This window comes from Collinsella aerofaciens, from assembly GCF_028209625.1.
In the GTDB taxonomy this organism is placed as follows: Bacteria; Actinomycetota; Coriobacteriia; order Coriobacteriales; family Coriobacteriaceae; genus Collinsella; species Collinsella aerofaciens_AM.
This window is the reverse complement of record NZ_JAQLDU010000007.1, coordinates 1-18,706: the sequence shown is the minus strand read 5'-3', so window position 1 is coordinate 18,706 and position 18,706 is coordinate 1. Positions and strand designations below refer to the sequence as shown.

At 60.0% G+C, this 18,706-nt stretch carries 17 protein-coding genes; 10 read left to right on the top strand and 7 right to left on the bottom strand.

The genetic code is table 11. From position 1 onward, the window contains the following. Positions 1-5: 5 nt before the first annotated feature. The 4 genes from PMW70_RS04585 to PMW70_RS04570 all read right to left on the bottom strand — a co-directional run bounded on the left by PMW70_RS04585 (position 6) and on the right by PMW70_RS04570 (position 4,266). The gene (locus PMW70_RS04585; protein ID WP_117799772.1) at positions 6-311 is read right to left on the bottom strand and encodes a type II toxin-antitoxin system RelE/ParE family toxin; all 306 of its coding nucleotides are present in this window, start codon (positions 309-311) and stop codon (positions 6-8) included. Continuing rightward, positions 301-567 (bottom strand): type II toxin-antitoxin system Phd/YefM family antitoxin, encoded by a 267-nt coding sequence (locus PMW70_RS04580; protein ID WP_271744008.1) that lies wholly within the window; start codon positions 565-567, stop codon positions 301-303. The genes PMW70_RS04585 and PMW70_RS04580 overlap by 11 nt, the downstream gene beginning before the upstream one ends. A 417-nt stretch (positions 568-984) precedes the next feature. Then, a complete protein-coding gene (gene lacG, locus PMW70_RS04575) occupies positions 985-2,424 on the bottom strand; it encodes a 6-phospho-beta-galactosidase (RefSeq protein WP_271744007.1) in 1,440 nt (479 codons plus the stop codon). A gap of 66 nt (positions 2,425-2,490) precedes the next feature. After that, positions 2,491-4,266: a lactose/cellobiose PTS transporter subunit IIB gene (locus PMW70_RS04570; protein WP_271744006.1), complete on the bottom strand. Its 1,776-nt coding sequence runs from the start codon at positions 4,264-4,266 to the stop codon at positions 2,491-2,493. Between the two features lie 356 nt (positions 4,267-4,622). Here PMW70_RS04570 and PMW70_RS04565 point away from each other — a divergent pair, with 356 nt between their 5' ends. The 7 genes from PMW70_RS04565 (at position 4,623) to PMW70_RS04535 (ending at position 11,021) form a co-directional block, all read left to right on the top strand. Next, positions 4,623-5,627, top strand: coding sequence for a LacI family DNA-binding transcriptional regulator (locus tag PMW70_RS04565; RefSeq protein ID WP_117564767.1), 1,005 nt, complete (start codon positions 4,623-4,625; stop codon positions 5,625-5,627). A gap of 214 nt (positions 5,628-5,841) precedes the next feature. Continuing rightward, positions 5,842-6,180 carry a PTS lactose/cellobiose transporter subunit IIA gene (locus tag PMW70_RS04560; RefSeq protein ID WP_271744005.1) on the top strand — a complete coding sequence of 113 codons (339 nt, stop codon included), beginning with the start codon at positions 5,842-5,844 and terminating at the stop codon, positions 6,178-6,180. Positions 6,181-6,480: 300 nt separating this feature from the next. Next, entirely contained in the window at positions 6,481-7,452 is a 972-nt protein-coding gene (locus PMW70_RS04555; RefSeq protein WP_271744004.1) for a hypothetical protein, read from the top strand. A gap of 307 nt (positions 7,453-7,759) precedes the next feature. Next, the gene (lacA, locus tag PMW70_RS04550) at positions 7,760-8,188 is read left to right on the top strand and encodes a galactose-6-phosphate isomerase subunit LacA (RefSeq protein ID WP_006234830.1); all 429 of its coding nucleotides are present in this window, start codon (positions 7,760-7,762) and stop codon (positions 8,186-8,188) included. Between the two features lie 63 nt (positions 8,189-8,251). Further along, positions 8,252-8,776, top strand: a complete 525-nt coding sequence (lacB, locus tag PMW70_RS04545) for a galactose-6-phosphate isomerase subunit LacB (RefSeq protein WP_117785937.1) — start codon at positions 8,252-8,254, stop codon at positions 8,774-8,776. A gap of 374 nt (positions 8,777-9,150) precedes the next feature. Then, positions 9,151-10,032: an aldose 1-epimerase family protein gene (locus PMW70_RS04540; RefSeq protein ID WP_117785936.1), complete on the top strand. Its 882-nt coding sequence runs from the start codon at positions 9,151-9,153 to the stop codon at positions 10,030-10,032. A 53-nt stretch (positions 10,033-10,085) separates the two neighbouring features. Next, complete coding sequence (locus PMW70_RS04535) at positions 10,086-11,021, top strand: hexose kinase (protein ID WP_117786016.1); 936 nt, start codon at positions 10,086-10,088, stop codon at positions 11,019-11,021. Between the two features lie 337 nt (positions 11,022-11,358). On the opposite strand, the gene PMW70_RS04530 is transcribed toward PMW70_RS04535, so the two are convergent. The 3 genes from PMW70_RS04530 to PMW70_RS04520 all read right to left on the bottom strand — a co-directional run bounded on the left by PMW70_RS04530 (position 11,359) and on the right by PMW70_RS04520 (position 15,384). Then, on the bottom strand, positions 11,359-12,987 hold the full coding sequence (locus PMW70_RS04530; RefSeq protein WP_233540577.1) for a UDP-glucose--hexose-1-phosphate uridylyltransferase: 1,629 nt from the start codon (positions 12,985-12,987) through the stop codon (positions 11,359-11,361). Further along, on the bottom strand, positions 12,978-14,183 hold the full coding sequence (locus tag PMW70_RS04525; protein ID WP_271744003.1) for a galactokinase: 1,206 nt from the start codon (positions 14,181-14,183) through the stop codon (positions 12,978-12,980). Before PMW70_RS04525 ends, PMW70_RS04530 begins: the two co-directional genes overlap by 10 nt. 124 nt (positions 14,184-14,307) lie before the next feature. Further along, positions 14,308-15,384 carry an aldose epimerase family protein gene (locus PMW70_RS04520; RefSeq protein ID WP_271744002.1) on the bottom strand — a complete coding sequence of 359 codons (1,077 nt, stop codon included), beginning with the start codon at positions 15,382-15,384 and terminating at the stop codon, positions 14,308-14,310. 300 nt (positions 15,385-15,684) lie between these two features. On the opposite strand from PMW70_RS04520, the gene PMW70_RS04515 reads away from it, so the two are divergent. The 3 genes from PMW70_RS04515 (at position 15,685) to PMW70_RS04505 (ending at position 18,594) form a co-directional block, all read left to right on the top strand. Beyond that, positions 15,685-16,716, top strand: coding sequence for a LacI family DNA-binding transcriptional regulator (locus PMW70_RS04515; RefSeq protein WP_271744001.1), 1,032 nt, complete (start codon positions 15,685-15,687; stop codon positions 16,714-16,716). A gap of 129 nt (positions 16,717-16,845) precedes the next feature. Continuing rightward, complete coding sequence (locus PMW70_RS04510) at positions 16,846-18,006, top strand: FprA family A-type flavoprotein (protein WP_271744000.1); 1,161 nt, start codon at positions 16,846-16,848, stop codon at positions 18,004-18,006. Between the two features lie 90 nt (positions 18,007-18,096). Then, on the top strand, positions 18,097-18,594 hold the full coding sequence (locus PMW70_RS04505) for a helix-turn-helix domain-containing protein (RefSeq protein ID WP_271743999.1): 498 nt from the start codon (positions 18,097-18,099) through the stop codon (positions 18,592-18,594). The last annotated feature ends 112 nt before the right edge of the window (positions 18,595-18,706 follow it).

The following is an 18,706-nucleotide window of genomic DNA, read 5'->3' as shown; positions in this document are numbered from 1 at the left end:
CGGGGCTAGATCAGGCGGGCGTAGTCCTGTGACTGGTGAAAGACATGGGCGATATAGATCGTATCGTGCTCAAACTTGTAAAGACAGGTGTAGTTGTTGACGGGAAACGATCGGTAATTACGTGCCGCCAGCTCTCGTATGTGTGAGAGAGGTCGTAGGAGCGGCTGCTCGCGAAGCAAATCAAGCTGATATTCAAACTCAGCGACAAAATTGCCCGCTGCGCGCGGATTCTTGAGGATTTGGGCAAGGTATCCAACGATACTCTCGTACTCATATCGCGCGCTTTTGAGTATTGCGACGTTATAGGTCATATTTGTCTCGTATCGCGGACGCGAAGGAGTCGTAGTCGCTGTAGTCGCCTTGCGATATCTCGTCTTCTGCCAACATCATGCGAGACAGCAGCTTGGCTTTGGCGATTTCTTCTTGCATGAGGTGATACTGGTCGCTGCTGATGCAGTGCATGGCCTCGTAGCCGTTCTTGGTTACGGTGACGTCGCGCTCGGACTCAACAAGCGCGGTAAATGCAGCGGTGTCCTTCATGTCTCGGACGGGCACGCAGGTGGGCATAGGTACCTCCTTTGCGTTGGGACATAATTGTACCACGGCGCATCAAAAAATCGGTACCGTTAAGTTGTCTCGATCTGTAACAGCTGGGATCAAAAATCTCGGCCAGATGTTACAGATTTAGATTGAGAGGATTGGCCGGTGAGTTTATCTAAATCTGTAACAACTGGACATCAAAAACCGGGTTTAGTGTTACAGATCGAGACAATCCGGCTCGGACTCCCCGGTTCATCTCGATCTGTAACAGGTAGGACCGAAAAACTCGGCTAGATGTTACAGATCGAGACAAACGGCCCTCGACGACCCGTCCAAAAACATAAAGACCGGGGGCGGCGCGCCGTGTGACGTGCCGCCCCCGGCTGAGAAATGGGGACAGGTTATGTGAGCGGGGCAATTCCGCCAGACGCTAACCGCAGGCCATTAGTCCAGACGACGAGTCTCCGCCACGTGCTTGTACCAGTAGGCGCTTGCCTTGGGCGTGCGCTTCTGGGTTTCAAAGTCTACGTAGAAGAAGCCATAGCGCTTGTTGTAGCCATTGGTCCAGGAGAACTGATCCTGCAGGCTCCACAGGAAGTAGCCGCCCACGTTGACGCCCACCTCCATGGCCTTGAGCAGCCAGCGCAGGTGCTGCTCGATGTAGTCGATGCGCGGCTGGTCGTCCACAAAACCGTCCTTGTAGGGGTCCTTGTAGCCCATGCCGTTCTCGGTGATGAAGATCTGCTTGTAGTTGGGGTAGCGCTGCTTAATGTAGACGAGCAGATCGAACAGACCCTCGGGATAGATGATCCAGTCCCAGTCGGTGGTGGGGATGCCGGGCTTGTTCGCATGCTCGCCAATACCCTTGACGCGCCAGCGGCCGGTGCCCTTTTCGCCCGTACCGTTGTGGTGCAGGTCATTTTCGCCGTCATAGGCCTTGAGGAAGCGGCACTGGTAGTTGTTGACACCCAGGTAGTCGTTGTAGAGTGCGGCCTCGCGCATAATATCGAGGTCCTCCTCGCGGATCTCGATCGTGCCGCCCGAGACCGCAGCCAGGCGGTTGGCGCACTCGAGGGTGTCGGGCGCGTAGTCCCCGCGGAAGGTGGCGTCGAGCAAAAACTGGTTCTGCAGCACGTGCTCGTTATTGGCGGCCTTGATGTCGGCGGGGTCGTTCTCGTTGAGTGGGTACTTAAACTCCAGCGACTGGATGACGCCGATCTTGCCTTTAAAGCCGCCGTTGTGGAAAGCCAGCACGGCCTTGGCGTGGGCGAGCATCATGTTGTGCTCGCACTGGAAGGCCTCGGCAAGATGCGCCTTGACGCCACCGGGGAAGGTACCCTCGATGTAGGTGTTGGAGGCGTCGGCCCAAATCTCGTTAAAGGTGAACCAGTAGGTTACCTGGTCGGCATACTCCTTAAAGCAGAAGGTGGCAAAGTCCACAAAGGCGTCGATGGTCTCGCGGTTGAGGAAGTCGCCCTTCTCAAAGAGGGGCAGCGGCGTGTCAAAGTGATGCAGCGTGACAAACGGCTCAACGTGGTGCTTGTGGCACTCGGCGAAGAGGTCGTGGTAGAACTGCACGCCCTCGGGGTTTACCTTGCCGGTGCCCTCGGGGAAGATACGGCTCCAGGCGATGGAGAGGCGGATGCCGTTGATGCCGAACTCCTCGCACAGCTCCAAATCGACGGGGTACTGGTTGTAGAAGTCCGAAGCGGGATCGGGGGAAAAGCGCCCCTGGGCCTCCAGGAAGTCGTCCCAGGCAACCTTGCCCTTACCGTGGGTGCGGGTCTCGCCCTCTACCTGGTAGGCAGCGGTGGCGCCGCCAAAGACAAAGTCCTCGGGAAACTGCGCGGGCGGGTTGGTGACGCTGGCGGGATTAACGGACATGATGATCCAATCGTTTAAATCGAAGGGCCAGCCGATCTTGGATAGTCGGCTGGCACTGAGCGTTACTTACTTCGAGAGTTGCTCGCTTACGAAGGCGAGAGACTTGTCGCCGTTCTGGGAGAGCTCGATGTACTGCTTGCCGCGGCAGGCGACGCACTTGTTGCCCACGCGTTCGCAGTCTTTCTGCAGGTCGGCCAGGTAGCTTGCGGCCTGCGGGGCCAGGACGACTAGGTCAAAGTCGGGGAGCATGTCGACGTGGTTGCCATATGCCTCGGCAGCGGTCTCAAGATTGATGCCGCGCTCCTTGGCAGCCTTGGCCAGCGCGTTGGCGAGCAGACCCGAGGTTCCGCCGCCCTGGCAGAGCACGAGCACGCGCTTGCCGTTGAGGTCGCTGGCGGTCGTTGCCTCGGCAGCGGGTGCTGCAGAAGCGGCAGGGGAGTCGACCTTCACGGCCTCGGCAGCAGCGCCGGCGGCAACGCTCTTGGCGTCAGCCTTGCCCTGGAAGGCGTCGTTGAGCTTGGCGGCCTTCTCGGCGTTCTTGGCGGCGAGCTCCTCCTGAGAGATCTCGGCCTCCTCGGCGCACTTCTGGGCGTCATAGGCACGGAAGAACGGATAGTACAGGACAAAGTCGACGACCAGGATGAGGGCGAGCATCACAAAGGCGAGCGGCTGGAAGCCCAAGCCCATGATGGTGCCGATGGGGCCGGGGACGGTCCAGGGCAGGGTGTACATAAAGCCGTTCATGCCCAAGAAGTCGATAAAGATCTTGAGGATCCAGATGTTGGCGATCGGGGCAAAAACAAACGGGACAAAGAAGACGGGGTTGAGCACGATAGGCGCGGCGAACAGCAGCGGCTCGTTGACGGCAAAGCACACGGGGACGATGGCTGCCTTACCGACGGCGCGCATCTCCTGAGACTTGGCCAGGAAGCAGAACATGAAGACCAGGACGAGCGTGGCGCCGGTGCCGCCCATGCAGACGACGAAGTACTGGGCACCCTGGGTCAGGACAGCGGAAGCGTGCTGGCCAGCCTGGAACGCAGCCAGGTTGTCGGTCATGTTGGCAACAAGGGCGGCGGCGATGGCGGGCTCGACGATCGAGGGGCCGTGGACGCCGACGAACCAGAAGAGGCTCATGGCACCGTAGATCACAGCGAGGCCGATGTAGCCGTCGGCGGCGGTGAACAGGGGCTGGAACACCTGGATGACGCCCTGGGCAAAGCAGAAGCCAAAGGCAGCGCGGAAGACGATGTCAAAGACCCAAAAGACGGTGATGCAGACGGAGAAGGGGATGATGTCCTTAAAGGTCTGCGAAATGTTGGGCGGAACCTGCTCGGGCATCTTGACGGTGATGTTGCGCTTAATGAAGAACTTGTAGATGATGCCGGTCACAAACGCAGCGATGAAGGCGGTCAGCAGGCCCTTGGAACCAAGGTAGGTGGTGTTGAAGCCGCTGGCGGCGTCCGTGGCGATCGTGTCGCTCGAAAGGAGCAAGAAGCCGATGATGGCCGCGCACATGCACGAGATGAAGTTGATCTGGTTGTTCTTGGGCAGATCACGGTTCTGGGCGTCGGCGAAGTGCTTGGCCGTGGTGGCGGCGCAGGCGATGGCCAGGATGCCCAAGGAGTAGTTGTAGCACTTCCACAGGGCGTTGTTGATGTCATCGGGCCAGTAGAAACCCCAGATGTTGGGGACCGAGGCTACCAGGCAGAAGATGGACGAGAAGATGATGATGGGGATGACGGAGATAAAGCCGTCGCGGATCGCCTTGAGGTACTTGTTGCGGGCGATCGCGTTGAAAAAGGGCTGGCCCTTTTCGATGATGGCGATGAGTTGCTCCATGCAATGCTCCTAAGAGTCGGTGGGTTAGCAACGATGGTATCTTTTGGCGTTCGGTTGCCAAAATGTTGACGTTGCCATTTTGCGACACAAAAAAAGACGCGAACCGATGGTTCCTGTGCCTGCGAACCGTCGGTTCCTTGCGCGTAAACGTTTGAGCCGCCCGGTGGCTCTGTGTTTGCACAATGGCAACGTTAACATTTGATCGACAAAAGCCGTTCGGGGAAGCAAGATTGTCGGTGAACGGTAGGTTTTGGGTGGTGAGCGTATGGCAGGAGAGGCGTTGGATATACTTGGAGGCGTTCATTTTGTCTGTTGGGATGCCCGCGATGGCATCGTTGACATAGAAAGATCGACCTATGGCCGCTGTTAAAAAATCGGTTTCCGTTAAGGACGTGGCGCGTCTCGCGGGCGTCTCGGAGCAGACAGTCTCGCGTACGGTGCACGATTCGCCCAGCGTGCGCCCCGAGACCAAGGAGCGCGTGCGTGCCGCCATGCGCGAGCTGGGGTATCGCCCCAATTTTGCCGGTCGATCGCTGCGCCGCGGCAAGTTTAAGACTGTCGGCGTCGCCATGTTCAACATTACCGGCACCGGCAACCTCGACCGTATGGAGGGCTTTGCCGCCGCTGCCGACAAACACGGCTATGCCATCACCCTTACTAAAGTAGACGGACACCCCTATACCCTCGAGAGCGCATCGTCGCGCATGAGCGCACTGCCGGTGGACGGCATGGTTGTGATTATGAACCGCATGCCGGCGGACTTTGGCACCTTCGAGCCGCTGCCCGGTATGCAGACGGTGCTCGTTACCATGCTGGAGCACCCGCTCTGTTCAACAGTCGATAACGACCAGTTCGATTGCTCGCGCCAGGTGGTCGAGTACCTGCTGGAGCAGGGGCACAAGACCGTGCACTTTATCTCGTGCCCCGAGCGCTCGCTTTCGGGCATGCGTCGCGAGGAGGGCTGGCGCGAGACATTGCGCGCGCATGGTATTGAGCCGCCGCGACTCGTCCGTGGGGATTGGACGGCACAGAGCGGATATGCCGCCGGCCAGGTGCTTGCGGACGATCCGACCTGCACGGCCATTTATGCCTCCAACGATGCCATGGCCTACGGCTGCATTCGCGGGCTCGAGTCGCGCGGAAAGCGCGTGCCCGAGGACGTGAGTGTGGTGGGTGTTGACGATAGTCTGGGCGATATCGTGCCCGATCGTCGCCTGACTACGGTGCGCTTTGACAACAAGCGCGTCGGCATGTGGGCGGTCGACAAGATTGCCGGCGCCGAGGGCGCTGCACCCGGTGTGGAGCACATGCTGTTTCCGGGCGTGCTCGTCGAGGGCGATACGGTGCGCGATGTACGCTAGGGTGCGGACCTGTTTGGGTTGCCGCTAATTGTGTTTGAGAATGTTCAGATTGGTTTAAAAACCGTTCACGGGTGAAAAACAACCGTTCATAGCTCGAAATAACGTTTTGCGCTGTTCTTTTTTGTTTGAATGTTAATGTTCCTGCCATACACAGCGCAGCGCGTATGCCCGGACGCGATGCTCTCCGTTGGTTCATATGTGAAAGGAACGCAATATGGCAACCAAAGAAGAAATCTCGATGGTTGGATTCGAGATTGTCGCATACGCGGGCGACGCCCAGACCGATCTGCTTGCAGCGCTCGATGCTGCTCGCGAGGGTGATTTTGAGAAGGCCGAGCAGCTGCACAAGGATGCCGGCGATGCACTTATCGGCGCCCACGACACGCAGACCAAGCTGCTTGCGCAGGAGGCCGGCGGCGGCGAGATGGAGATGACCTTCATCATGGCCCACGCTCAGGACACTCTCATGACCACTATGATCCTGGAGAAGCAGGCCCGCTTTACCATCGATGCCTACAAGCGCATCGCTGAGCTCGAGGCCAAGCTCGCCTAACGAGTTCTCACAACCAAGCCCCCTTCCAAAAGCTCTGCCGCTACCCGCGGCAGGGCTTTTTCTGCACTCCTCCAAGTTGCGGTGAAATAGGGACTGAATAGGGACCGGCGGGCGCAAAACAATCCCTATTCCACCGCAACTCATCCCGAAATAGTCATTGGGGACAGTCTTGGTGCGCTCCGTTGTCCTCCCGTTCGGTTTTTTACTGGGTGGGTATACTTCCATCCGCAATACAGACCGGACTGAGGAGGTATCCAAATGCCGGATAACGGGTCAATACAAAAAAGAGATGCGCGCGAGATGGCTCATGGGTGTCCTGTCCAGATAACCGAGCACACGACGGTAACCGAGCTGCAGCCCAGCTTGTCCGATGTCGTGTGCGCAAACAAAAAGCTGCAGATTGGCTTTATCGTTGCACTCGTGGTACTGGCGCTGCTGTCGGGCTTTGTGGCTCGTCCGCATTTTGCCGATACCAAAACATGGGACTCCACCATCGAGGTCATCGATCAAAAGAAAGGCAACGTACTGGCGCTCACGACCTCGTGCGTGGCGCTGTCTGCGGGCATTACCGCGCTGCCGGGTGATACGGGAACGCCGGTTGCCGAGCAGCTCGCGCAGCTTTCGGGTAACTTGGGCATCGTGCTTGCCGTGCTCTACCTCGAGAAATACCTGCTGACCATTTTGTGGTCGGTTGGCCTGGGCATCCTGATCCCGTTTGCGCTGGTACTCTTTGCGGTGTCGCTCGGCATTCACGGGCGCTGGAGCACGAGCGCCGTCCTGCGCCGCGTGGCGACTCGCGTGCTGGTGGTCGCCATGATCGGAATGGCCTTGGTGCCTGCAAGCGTATGGGTGTCGCAAAAGGTCGACGAAACGTATCGAGTGAGCATCGAGGTGGCCGAGCAAAAGGCGGCCGACGCTGCGGGTGCGGCAGATAGCGACAGCTCCAAAGCAAGCAAGAAAAAGACCGAGTCCGCAGAGTCCAAGAATGTGCTTGAGCAGCTTGCCGACGGCGCCTCGAGTCTCGTCACATCGGTGACCAGCGGTGCCAAGCAGATGACCGATGAAATTGTGCAGCAGGTGACCGATCTGATCGAAGGTGTCATCGTGATGATCGTGACCTCGTGCGTGATTCCATTGCTGGTGCTCGCGGCGTTTTTGTGGCTGGGGCACGTGCTACTGGGGATTGATATTTCCGGCCCGGCGAACTATTTGACGGGTCGCTTTCTGAGCGCTCCGTCCAAACATGCCAAGAAGAGCGGGCGGTCTGAGTAGGCGGCAACGCGATCTTTGGAAGATCAACCGCAAGAAGGGCGGCCGAGACACGTTCTCGGCCGCCCTTTTGTTTGTTGGACACATGGTCGCTACGTCCGTGCCGGGCCCAAACGTTCAACAATCATCCGTGAACGGCATTTGTTCAAAAAAGAACAAAGATAAACAAATAGTTGTTGCAGTCGATGTTCGAATGTGTTCAAATAAACATGAACAGTGAAGAACCGCACATTCAGATGCCCGGACCTGAGCGCGATTCAACACTTCCAAACAGAAACTACGCACCTGCGTATCTCTCAAGGAGGATGTCATGAGGGTTGTAATCGCTTCCGATGCCGACGGTATGTCGATGAAGGAGTCCATCAAGGAGATGCTCATCGCCGACGGTCACGAGGTCGTCGACTATTCCGAGACCCCTGCCGCGGACTTTGTCGATTCCGCGACCGCCGTTGCCAAGGACCTGCTGGAGCACAAGGATTCCCAGGGCTTCGCATTCGATAAGTACGGCGTCGGATCCTATATGGCCGCCGTCAAGATCAAGGGCATGGTCGTCGCCAACATTTCCGACGAGCGTTCCGCCTACATGACCCGCGAGCACAACGGCTCGCGCATGGTCACCATGGGCCCGGGCGTTGTGGGCACCGAGGTCGCCAAGAAGATCGCCCGCGAGTTCCTGCGCGCCCAGTACGCCGGCGGCCGTCACCAGATCCGTGTCGACATGCTCAACAAGATGGCCTAACGAGAGCCACCGAGAACTCGAACTTCTACCTCAACTTGTGAATTCAGACGAAAGGACGTTCTGATGAAGAAGACCATCGCAATCGGTTGCGACCATATCGTTACGGACGAGAAGATCTATCTGGCCGACCGCCTGGAGCAGGCTGGCTACAAGGTGCTCGACTGCGGCACCTACAGCCACACCCGTACGCACTATCCCATCTACGGTAAGGCCGTGGGCGAGGCTGTTGCCAGCGGCAAGGCCGACTTTGGCGTGGCCCTGTGCGGCACCGGCATCGGCATCACCAACGCCGTCAACAAGGTTCCCGGCGCTCGCTGCGCCTTGGTTCGCGACATGACCTCCGCCCTGTATGCCCGTCGCGAGCTCAACGCCAACATCGTGGGCTTTGGCGGCAAGATCACCGGCGAGTTCCTGATGGCCGATATCATGCTTGCCTTCCTGGAGGAGCCCTACGAGAAGACCCCCGAGCACGATGCCCTGATTGCCAAGATCGATGCCTGCAATAAGGTCGACGCTGAGGCTCAGGCTGACCCGCACTTCTTTGACGAGTTCCTCGAGAAGTGGGACCGCGGCGAGTATCACGACTAAGGGGGTTCCGGCGTTTTAACAAACGCCGGACCGGTCGACGCTGCGAAGCCATCTGGCGGGCAATCTGCCGCTCAGCTTCGACGGCATGACCAGAAGGTCAATGCCGTCTCGCTTCACGGCACCTTGCCTCGCCAGCTGGCTTCTCGCTGATGTCTGAGTGGCCTGTGGGGTTACCGCTGTTGTTGCGAAGCGTTCTGGTATGGCAAGTTGCTCCGATAACACGTTTGCTTGCCGAGCTTGTGTGCTTCGTTTTGGCGGTACCCGGCATTCTGCAGCTTTTCAATTGACGGCTCGCGTTTCTGTGAGGGGGCGCGGGCCGGTTTTCTATCAGCCCTATTGACTTGGCGGGCTGTCGTAAGAAAGGGAAGGCTCCTATGGAGTTTGTTCTTGATAACGGTTTGATTCGTGTGGCGTTGACCACGGCGGGCGGGTCGTTCACTTCTATTGCGGCCAACGGCCGTGAGTACCTGTGGCAGGGCGATCCGGCGGTCTGGTCGGGCCAGGCACCCATTTGCTTTCCGATTTGCGGCGGCCTTCGTGACGGCCGCGCGATGACCATGGGCGGCCGCGAGGTCAAGCTTGCCCGCCACGGCTTTGCCCGCAAGCAGGAGTGGAAGCTCGAGGAGCAGGGCGACAGCATGGTCGCGCTGAGCCTAAGCTCTGCCGACCACGCCGAGCTACTCGAGCAGTATCCGTATCCGTTTAAGATCGTCGCGCGCTACACGATCGATGCGGCTAAGGTGGCCGTGTCGTACGAGGTGACCAATGAGGGCACCGAGGATATGCCATTCTTTGTGGGCGGTCACCCCGGCTTTAAGTGCCCGCTCGACGAGGGCGAGTCCTATGACGATTATGAGCTTCGTTTTGAGCAGCGTGAGGCCACCGAGCTCTGTACTGCCGTTCCCTCGACTGGCCTGATTGATGTTGAGCATCGCAGCAAGAACCCCATGATCGGCCAGAACCTGCCGCTTACCCACGAACTCTTCGACTTCGCGGAGACCATCTTTGACGTGCTCGAGAGCCGCGTGGTTACGCTGACTAAGAAAACCGAGGACAAGGGCGTGCGCCTGACGTTCCCCGATATGCCGTACCTGATTGTGTGGAGCAAGCCCGAGGGGGACTTTGTGGCTGTCGAACCGTGGGGCGGTCTGTCCACCTGCTCCGACGAGGACGATATTCTGGAGCACAAGCGTGGCTGCCTGGTGGCCAAGCCGGGAGAGACCGTCATCCGCGGCTTTGAGATCGAGATCCTTTAACGAGCTATCGTATGTTTGGGGCGGGTCATGCCGCCCCGGAACAGGAGTTCAACATGATTCTGACCGTTACCATGAACCCGTCGATCGATACGCGCTATCAACTCGACAAGCTGATTATCGACGACGTGAACCGCGTGACGCCCGAAAAGACCGCTGGCGGCAAGGGCCTCAACGTGAGCCGTGTGCTGTTGCAGTTGGGCGACGACGTGCTCGCGACCGGTCTGCTCGGCGGCCACATGGGTGCCTATATGGCCGAGCTTATGGATGCCGACGGCGTCAAGAACGACTTTGTGCCCATCGCCGGTGAGACGCGCATTTGCCTGAATATTCTGCACGAGGGTAATCAGACCGAGCTGCTGGAGAGCGGCCCTCAGATTGCGCCTGCCGAGCTTGAGGCCTTTACGGCCAAGTTCGCCGAGCTTGCAGCGAAGGCGGACGTCGTGACGCTTTCGGGTTCGCTGCCGCGTGGCGTCGATGCCGGTTACTATGCCGAGCTCGTCAAGATTGCCGAGGAGGCGGGCGCCAAGGTGCTGCTCGACACTTCGGATGCATCGCTGGAGGCCGCGCTGGAATCTGATGCTAAGCCTGAGCTCGTAAAGCCCAACCTGACCGAGATTAACGGCCTGCTGGGTACGTCCTTTACGACCGATGATGTCGATGCCCTGCGCGAGGCGCTTGCCGCCGATGGCCGCTTTGCCGGTATTCCCTGGGTCGTCGTCTCGATGGGCGCTGCCGGTTCGGTGGGCTTCCATGAGGGCCGCGCGTTCCGCGCCAAGACGCCCGCGATTGCGGCTGTGAACGCGACGGGTTCCGGTGACTCGACCATCGCCGGCTTTGCGCATGCCATTGCTGCTGGTGCCGACGACGTCACGGTGCTCAAGACCGCCAATACCTGCGGCAAGCTCAACGCCATGGATCCCAAGACCGGCCACCTGGTCATGGACCGCTGGGACGAGATCTACAACAGCGTTGAAGTAACGGAGCTTTAAGGTTACGGCGTTTTACCAAACGCCGTAACGGCTCGACGCTGCGCGGGCCGCATTTGGACAATCTGACGTTCAACTTCAAGGGCGCGACCAGAAGGTCAGCGCCCTTTCGTTTCGCGTCACCTTGTCTCAAATGCGGCCCGCTCGCTGTCGTTGCCAAAACATCGGCGTCGCCGTGGTTGTCACTTGGGGTAGCCATTGGGGACGTTCTTTAATGACTGGTCGTTTAAGAACGTCCCCAATGGCTAAACTCAAAAACGGCGCCCGTCGGCGATGTTGCCGGCGGGCGCCGTTGTCTTGAAGACGAAATGATCCGTTTTCCTTCGTCCCCAGGGGATCATTACAGTGAGTCGATAAAGCGCTGCTGGGCGGCGCGGCCGGATTCGTCCCATTTAAAGACGCCGGCGTTGTCGAGTACGTGGCCAAACACCACGCCGACCTCCTCGTGCAGGATGTCGATGGCATTATCCGCCGTAAGATCGTCGGCGCGGCGAGCAAAAACGTCCTCGGCCCATGCGGCGTGGCTGTGGCAAAGGTCGTCGCCCTCGAGCGCGCTGGCAAGGTCGTAGCTGGCATCGGCCTTGGCCGCCAGCAGGTGCTCGCGGACAGCGCCGAGCTCGGGAACCAAGCGCGGCGGCAAAATCGCCAGGCCCATGACCTCGATCAGGCCGATGTTCTCCTTCTTAATGTGGTGATACTCGGCATGCGGGTGGAACACGCCCAGCGGATGCTCGTCGGTCGTGATGTTGCAGCGAAGCGCCAGGTAGGCCTCGTAGATCTCGCCGCCGGCATTGCCGCGGGAGTCGACGCGGCGGATGACCGGCGTCACGGTGTTGTGCGCCACGCCGTCGGCCGTGTGCGCGATGACGCCCACCGACTCATCGGTCCACTCGCGCCAGGCGAGGATAATCTTCTCGGTGGCATCGAGCAGCTGAGCGCGGTCGTGCGAGCGCAGTCGCAGCACCGAAAGCGGCCACTGCAGCACGGCACCCGTAACGCCGTCAAAGCCGGGCACGCGAAACTGCGAGACCTCGGCGGCATGCATCATGGGGAACTCGTGCGCGCCGCCCTGGAAGTGGTCGTGCGAAAGAATCGAGCCGCCCACGATGGGCAGGTCGGCGTTGGAGCCAATAAAGTAGTGCGGGAACAGGTCCACAAAATCGAGCAGGCAGGTCAGTCCCTTACGGTCGACGTGCATCGGGCGATGCTCGGAGCTCATGGCAATGCAGTGCTCGTTAAAGTAGGCGTACGGGCTGTACTGGAAGCCCCAGCGCTCGCCATTAAGCTGAATGGGAATAACGCGTAGGTTCTGACGGGCGGGGTGAGCGCCACCGTCGGCTGCGGCGGAGCGTCCGGGATAGCCCTCGTTTTCGATGCAGAGCTGGCAGGCGGGGTACTTTTCGCCCGTGTTCTTGGCTGCACCTGCCGCAGCGATATCGCGCGGGTCCTTCTCGGGCTTGGACAGGTTGATGGTGATCTCGAGGTCGCCCCAGTTGGTGGGGGTGCTCCATTTGATATTGCGCGCGATGGCGGCACGGCGCACGTAGCCGGCATCGCAGCACAGGCCGTAGAACCAGTCGGTTGCGGCGCGGGGCTCGTTGACGCCCATACGCCCATTGAATTCCTCGTTTACAACCGAAGGCCTCGGCATGAGCGCGCCCATGATGCGCATGGCGATGCGGTCGCGGCCCGATGCCGTGTCCTCGGCAGCACCGTTGGCAACGGCAGCCTCGGAAAGCGCGGCAAGCGTGCCCTCCAGGTCAAAGTCGGGCAGAGTGTCGGGGTGCAAGAGCGAGAGTTTCTCAACCTGGAGCGCCCAGGCCATATCGAGCGCCGGCCCCGTAGCGCCGATGCACTCCAGAATGGTGTTGTATGCCCAGATGCGATCGTCCTGGCCGATCATCGATCGATGAATGGCGTACTCGATCAGGTTCTGCGCGGCTTCGCGCACGTCAGTCATTACAGCCATGCCGCGTAAGCCCCCTTGTCAGAGATGGCGTAGTGGCGGGCAGAGCCCTCGCCCAGCCAGCTGTTCATCTTGGCAATGAAGGTGTCGACCAGATCGAGCGGCACGAAGGCCTGGATGGTACCGCCAAAGCCGCCGCCGTGAATACGAACGGCGCCACGGCCGTCGAGCACGTGCTCGGCCAGTGCCAAGGCATACATGGAAGGCTGCTCGGAACCCAGCTTGGCAACAACATTCTGCAGGTACATGGCGGAGCTGGCGCCGGATTCGCGCGTCAGGACCAGGAACTGGTCAATGTCGCCGGCGTTCAGAGCTGCCCAGCGCTTGTCGACCAGGCCGTTCTCGTACCAGTAGTGAACGGCGCGCAGGCAGGCGCGGTCGCCCAGCTTGGCGCGCAGCTCAGGGAGCTTGGCGTCAAAGTCGGCGACGTCGACCTCGCACAGGCGCGCCTTGCCAAACTCGGCGGCGACGTCCTGCATCTCGCGCGGAACGGCGGCGTAGTCGTCAGTGGCGGCTACGTGGTCGGCACCGACCTTAACGAGCACGAGCGCATAGCCGTGATCCTCAAAGTTGAGCTCGAGCTTCTGGGTCTTAGGCTGAGCCTGATCCTCAAAGTTCATGTAGGCAAGGCCGCCCAGGCACACGGCGGCTTGGTCCATCAGACCGCAGGGCTTGCCGTAGTAGTTGTTCTCGGTGCGCTGGCTCATCTGCGCAAGCGCGACGGGCTCAATGGCGGGCGCGCCCCAGAGGGTTTCCATGGCACGACCGTATGCGGCCTCGACGGCAGCGGAGCTGGAAAGGCCGCCGCCCGAGGGAACGGAGCAGGTGAAGGCGAAGTCGAAGCCTTGGGGCTCAACACCAAGCGCTGCGACCTCGTGGGCCATACCACGCACGAGGCTTGCGGACGTGCCTTTCTCGGACTCTTGAATATCCAGCGTGTCGAGCGTGATCTCAAACGTAGGATAGCCCTCGTCGGCGACGCGAATCTTGTTGGAGTCGGTTGCCACGGCGATGCCGTCAACGGCGACATCGAGCGAGCCGGCGATAACGTGGCCACCCTCGTGGTCGGTGTGGTTGCCGCTGATCTCGGAACGGCCGGGCGCGTGCACGTAGAGCACCTGGCGGTCGCCGATGGGGCCAAACTCCTCCTCAAACAGCTTGGTGAGCGTGGCGAGCATTTTATCGTCGGGGGCGGTCATGGTGTCTTCCTTTCTTGGTTATCCCGAGTTATCGGGCTTTGCTTATGAGTACGTAAACATATCAAGGTGCAAGGGAGTAAGCGGGGGTCATAACGCTGCTCCCTCGCACCTCGACGAGGGTGGGTTAACAAACGGTCGAGAATCGGTAGACGATCGTCGAGCTAAACGGGTGGTCAGGTGTGCAGACGGGATGCGCCCAATCTGTGTGATGGTTGTTGTCAGGCCAAAACTCGGGCTCAAATGCGACGCCGTCGCGAGGACCGTAGCTGCAGCCGTCTTTGGCGTCGATATCGCTGAGCCAGTTGCCGGTATACAGATGTGCGCCCGGTGCGGTTACGAAGATGTCGAGCGTGCGGCGCGAGTTTGGATCTTGCAAGTGCAGTGCGTGGCGCGGGTCGGCGTCGGGGGTGAAGCCATCCAGGCAGAAACAATGGTCAAAGCCCCGTGCAATCTTGAGCTGCTCGTCGTTCGCATCGATGTCACGGCCGAGCGCCTTGGGTGCGCGGAAATCGAATGGCGTGCCGGCCACGGGGCGAACCTCGCCAAAAGAGACGTTGTCCTGGCGCTGGGGGAGGAAAGCCTCGGCGTCGATAGTCACGACCTGGTCCAGAACCGTGCCGGCATCGTGCCCCGCAAGGTTGAAGTACGTGTGGTTGGTCATGTTGACGAAGGTGTCGGCATCGGTAACGCAGCTTTGCGTGCAGGTGAGCTCTGCGGCACCCGTTGGCCCCGCCTGCAGGACATAGGCAACGGTAAAGGTGCGGTTGCCCGGGAGGCCCAGTTCGCCGTCGGCCAACTTGCATGTAAAACTCACCGTGTTGGTAATCTCGTCGACTGTGGCGTTCCACACGCGCTTATGAAGGCCATGCTCAAGGTCGGTGTGCAGATTATTGGCTTTGTCAGGACCATCGTTGCGTGCCATCTGATAGACCGTGCCGGCAATCTCGATTTGGCCTTTATCCGTTCGGTTGGCCGAAGGGCCAATAGTTCCGCCGTAGCACGCCGGATTGTCGAAGTAGCCATCGAGGGCATCGAAGCCGAGCGCGATGTCGGCAACATCGCCTGAGGCATCGGGAACCTCGATGCCAAGAATGGTCGCGCCATAGTCCATGACGCGCACGCGGGCACCTGCGCAAACAAGGTTATAGACCGTAACCGGCGAGCCGCCGGGGGCGGTGCCGAACGGAGTTGTGGTAATCATGAGCGTCCTTTCGAATACGACGCCATGGCCTGAGCGCCCGGAGCGCAGGCCGTCATGGTATCGGTGTGTTTGCGTCATATGTTAACGTACTCATAGCCTGGAACCACTGACTTCTTCGCTTTCCTGCAATCGGTCGAAAATAAGCCGTGAACGGTATTCAGGTGGTGTTGAGGGCGCTGCATAACTGCTGATAGGTATAGTAGAGTACGTTAACATTATCGATAGACAACAAAGCCTCCTGTGTGATCTGCAATTTCGCATGGGGTATTTAGGCTTCTTACAGGAGCGAAGGTGATCTTTATGGCAAGGCGCCCTTCCAACGACACGGGTTCGCGTCCGGTTTCCATGGCCGACGTTGCCCGCGCTGCCGGTGTTTCGCAGCAGACGGTTTCGCGCGTTGCCAACGGATTGCCCAACGTGAACGAGCAGACGCGTCAGCGCGTGCAGGCAGCCATGCAGGAGCTCGGTTTCCGTCCGAGCTATGCCGGCCGTTCGCTGCGTGACGGCCGTTACCATTCGGTCGGCCTTTGCATCAACGATGTCACCAAGTTTGGTAACCTTACGATGATCGACGGCATTGCCAGCGCGGCCCGCGAGCGCGGCTGCGCCATCACGCTGGTCGAGATGTCCAAGACCGAGGAGTTCTCGCTTGCCGAGGCAACGCGTCGCATGGCCGCGCTGCCCGTGGACGGCATCATTATCGGCATGAGCCGTATGGCGCCTGATTTTGAGACATTCGATCCGCTACCGGGTATTGGCACGGTCATCGTCACCATGTATGCTCACCCGCGGGTAACCACGGTCGACTCTGACCACTATGGCTGCTCTCTACTGCTTATGGATCATCTGTTTGAGCTGGGCCACGAGCAAATTCGCTTTATCGGTGGTCCGTCCTTCTCGGTCGACGAACAGTTCCGCCGGGCTGGTTGGAGAGATTCTCTCGAGCGCAGGCATATCAAAATGGCTGAACCGCTCGAGGGCGACTGGTCTGCCAACAGCGGTTACGAAGCCGGCAGGTACCTGGCCGAGCATGACCGCACCATGACGGCGATCTATGCGGCAAACGATCAGATGGCAAATGGCGCGATTGCCGCGCTGCGTGATAGCGGTCTGCGCGTGCCCGAGGACGTGAGCGTGGTGGGCGTCGACGATTCACTCGACGACTTTGTCGCGCACAACGAGCTCACGACCGTGCGATTCGATCTACATCAGCGCGGACGCGAGGTGTTCGAGCATGCGGTTCCCAAAGCGGGGACGTCGGGCAAAACCGTCGCCATTCGCATTCCCGGCCAGCTTATCGTCCGACATACCACAGCAAGGCCGCGCGCATAGTTTTCACAGGTCAACGGCTCAACGTTGCATATCAATAACAATCGGTAAGGATGCTGGCAGATAGCTGTTGGGATGCGGGCGAGTGCTATGATAGACGGGTTCTTTTGTCTATCAAGGAGGCTTTGCCTGATGGAGATCACCAAGGATATCCGCTACGTTGGCGTCGACGATCACGACATTGACCTGTTCGAGGGCCAGTACGACGTGTCCGAGAATGGTATGGCATACAACAGCTACGTCATCCTGGGCGAGAAGATCGCTGTCGCCGATTCGGTCGATGGCGGTTTTGTTGACGAGTGGCTCGGCAACATCGAGGCCGTGCTCGATGGCCGTACGCCCGACTACTTGGTCGTCCATCACATGGAGCCCGATCACTCTGCAGGCATCGTCGCCTTTATGGAGCGCTATCCCCAGGCGCAGATTGTGGCCAGTATGGGCGCTTTCCGCATGATGGTCAACTACTTTGGTACCGATTATCCCGAGCGCAAGACGGTCGTCAAAGAGGGCGACGTGCTCGATCTGGGCAGTCATAGCCTAACGTTTGTCGGCGCTCCCAACGTGCACTGGCCCGAGGTACTGTTCTCTTACGAGGTCACCGACAAGGTGCTCTTTAGTGCTGACGGTTTTGGCAAGTTTGGCGCTAACGACATCGAAGATCCGGAAGGGTGGGCCTGCGAGGCGCGCCGTTACTACTTTGGCATCGTCGGCAAGTTCGGCAAGTTCGTGCAGGCCGTGCTCAAGAAGGCCGCCGACCTGGACATCCAGATCATCTGCCCGCTTCACGGCCCCGTGCTGACCGAGAACCTGGGCTACTACCTCGACACCTACAACACCTGGTCGAGCTATCAGCCCGAGGACGAGGGCATCACCATTGCCTACGCGAGCGTCTACGGCCATCTGAAGGCTGCCGTTGAGGAGCTTGCATCTGCGCTCGAGGCTCGCGGCCAGAAGGTTTCCGTCTTTGACTTGGCTCGCGACGACATGGCCGAGGCCGTTGAGGACGCGTTCCGCTATGACCGTCTGGTACTCGCTTCCATTACCTATCAGGGCGAGATCTTCCCGTTCATGAGCACCTTCATCCACACGCTCGCCGAACATGCCTATCAGAACCGTACGGTGGCGCTCGTCGAGGGCGGCTCCTGGGCGCCCGCAGCTGCCAAGATTATGACCAAGGAGCTCGAGGGTATGAAGGACATCACCCTGACGCAGAACAAGGTGACCGTCCTGGGTTCGCTCAACGACGCCTCGCGCGCTCAGATCGAGGCCCTCGCTGACGAGCTCTCCAAGTAGCGATACGTTCACTTTTAACGCTCAAACCACCACAAAGGGGACAGTGAACTGCCTCCCATTTCTTGGACATCGGGAAATGGGAGGTTTTCCATGAGTATAGACCTCAGGGTGAAGCACGACCTGGAGTCCAGGAGGCGGGCCGTCGAGCTCTTCGACGCCGGCGTCGGCTGCAAGCCGGCGGCCGAGGCCCTGTCCGTCCCCCGCGAGACCGTGAGAGAATGGCAGTGGGTATACCGGGCGTTCGGAAGCGAGGCGCTGCTGTCCATGGACGGGAAACAATCCAGTTACACATTCGAGCAGAGGGTCGCCGCGGCGTCGGCCGTGGTCGACGGCGGGATGGCGAAGGCCGACGCCATGGCCGAGTTCGGGATCAGGTCGAAATCCCCGCTGGAGCGCTGGTGCAGGCTCTACCGCGAGGGCGGCGCCGAGGCGCTGCGGCCCCGCCCGAAGGGCAGACCGAGGGGGTCGAGGTCGAAACCCCGGGCCCGCACCCGCGAGCAGGAGCTCGAGGAGCGCTGCCGCAGGCTCGAGGCCGAGGTCGCCTACCTAAAAAAATTGCGCGCCCTGGTCGAGCGGGACGGGCTCTGACCAGGGCGGCGGCCGAGGCGGTGGGGGCGCTGCGGGCGGAGGGGCACTCCCTGCGCCACCTGCTGGAGTGCTCGGGGCTCAGGAGGTCGACCTACTACTACGCGCTGGCGCA

Excerpts from the sequence above, each read along its gene's own strand:
- PMW70_RS04585 (WP_117799772.1), bottom strand. The coding sequence starts at position 311 with ATGACCTATAACGTCGCAATACTCAAAAGCGCGCGATATGAGTACGAG.
- PMW70_RS04580 (WP_271744008.1), bottom strand. The coding sequence starts at position 567 with ATGCCCACCTGCGTGCCCGTCCGAGACATGAAGGACACCGCTGCATTT.
- lacG (WP_271744007.1), bottom strand. The coding sequence starts at position 2,424 with ATGTCCGTTAATCCCGCCAGCGTCACCAACCCGCCCGCGCAGTTTCCC.
- PMW70_RS04570 (WP_271744006.1), bottom strand. The coding sequence starts at position 4,266 with ATGGAGCAACTCATCGCCATCATCGAAAAGGGCCAGCCCTTTTTCAAC.
- PMW70_RS04565 (WP_117564767.1), top strand. The coding sequence starts at position 4,623 with ATGGCCGCTGTTAAAAAATCGGTTTCCGTTAAGGACGTGGCGCGTCTC.
- PMW70_RS04560 (WP_271744005.1), top strand. The coding sequence starts at position 5,842 with ATGGCAACCAAAGAAGAAATCTCGATGGTTGGATTCGAGATTGTCGCA.
- PMW70_RS04555 (WP_271744004.1), top strand. The coding sequence starts at position 6,481 with ATGGCTCATGGGTGTCCTGTCCAGATAACCGAGCACACGACGGTAACC.
- lacA (WP_006234830.1), top strand. The coding sequence starts at position 7,760 with ATGAGGGTTGTAATCGCTTCCGATGCCGACGGTATGTCGATGAAGGAG.
- lacB (WP_117785937.1), top strand. The coding sequence starts at position 8,252 with ATGAAGAAGACCATCGCAATCGGTTGCGACCATATCGTTACGGACGAG.
- PMW70_RS04540 (WP_117785936.1), top strand. The coding sequence starts at position 9,151 with ATGGAGTTTGTTCTTGATAACGGTTTGATTCGTGTGGCGTTGACCACG.
- PMW70_RS04535 (WP_117786016.1), top strand. The coding sequence starts at position 10,086 with ATGATTCTGACCGTTACCATGAACCCGTCGATCGATACGCGCTATCAA.
- PMW70_RS04530 (WP_233540577.1), bottom strand. The coding sequence starts at position 12,987 with ATGGCTGTAATGACTGACGTGCGCGAAGCCGCGCAGAACCTGATCGAG.
- PMW70_RS04525 (WP_271744003.1), bottom strand. The coding sequence starts at position 14,183 with ATGACCGCCCCCGACGATAAAATGCTCGCCACGCTCACCAAGCTGTTT.
- PMW70_RS04520 (WP_271744002.1), bottom strand. The coding sequence starts at position 15,384 with ATGATTACCACAACTCCGTTCGGCACCGCCCCCGGCGGCTCGCCGGTT.
- PMW70_RS04515 (WP_271744001.1), top strand. The coding sequence starts at position 15,685 with ATGGCAAGGCGCCCTTCCAACGACACGGGTTCGCGTCCGGTTTCCATG.
- PMW70_RS04510 (WP_271744000.1), top strand. The coding sequence starts at position 16,846 with ATGGAGATCACCAAGGATATCCGCTACGTTGGCGTCGACGATCACGAC.
- PMW70_RS04505 (WP_271743999.1), top strand. The coding sequence starts at position 18,097 with ATGAGTATAGACCTCAGGGTGAAGCACGACCTGGAGTCCAGGAGGCGG.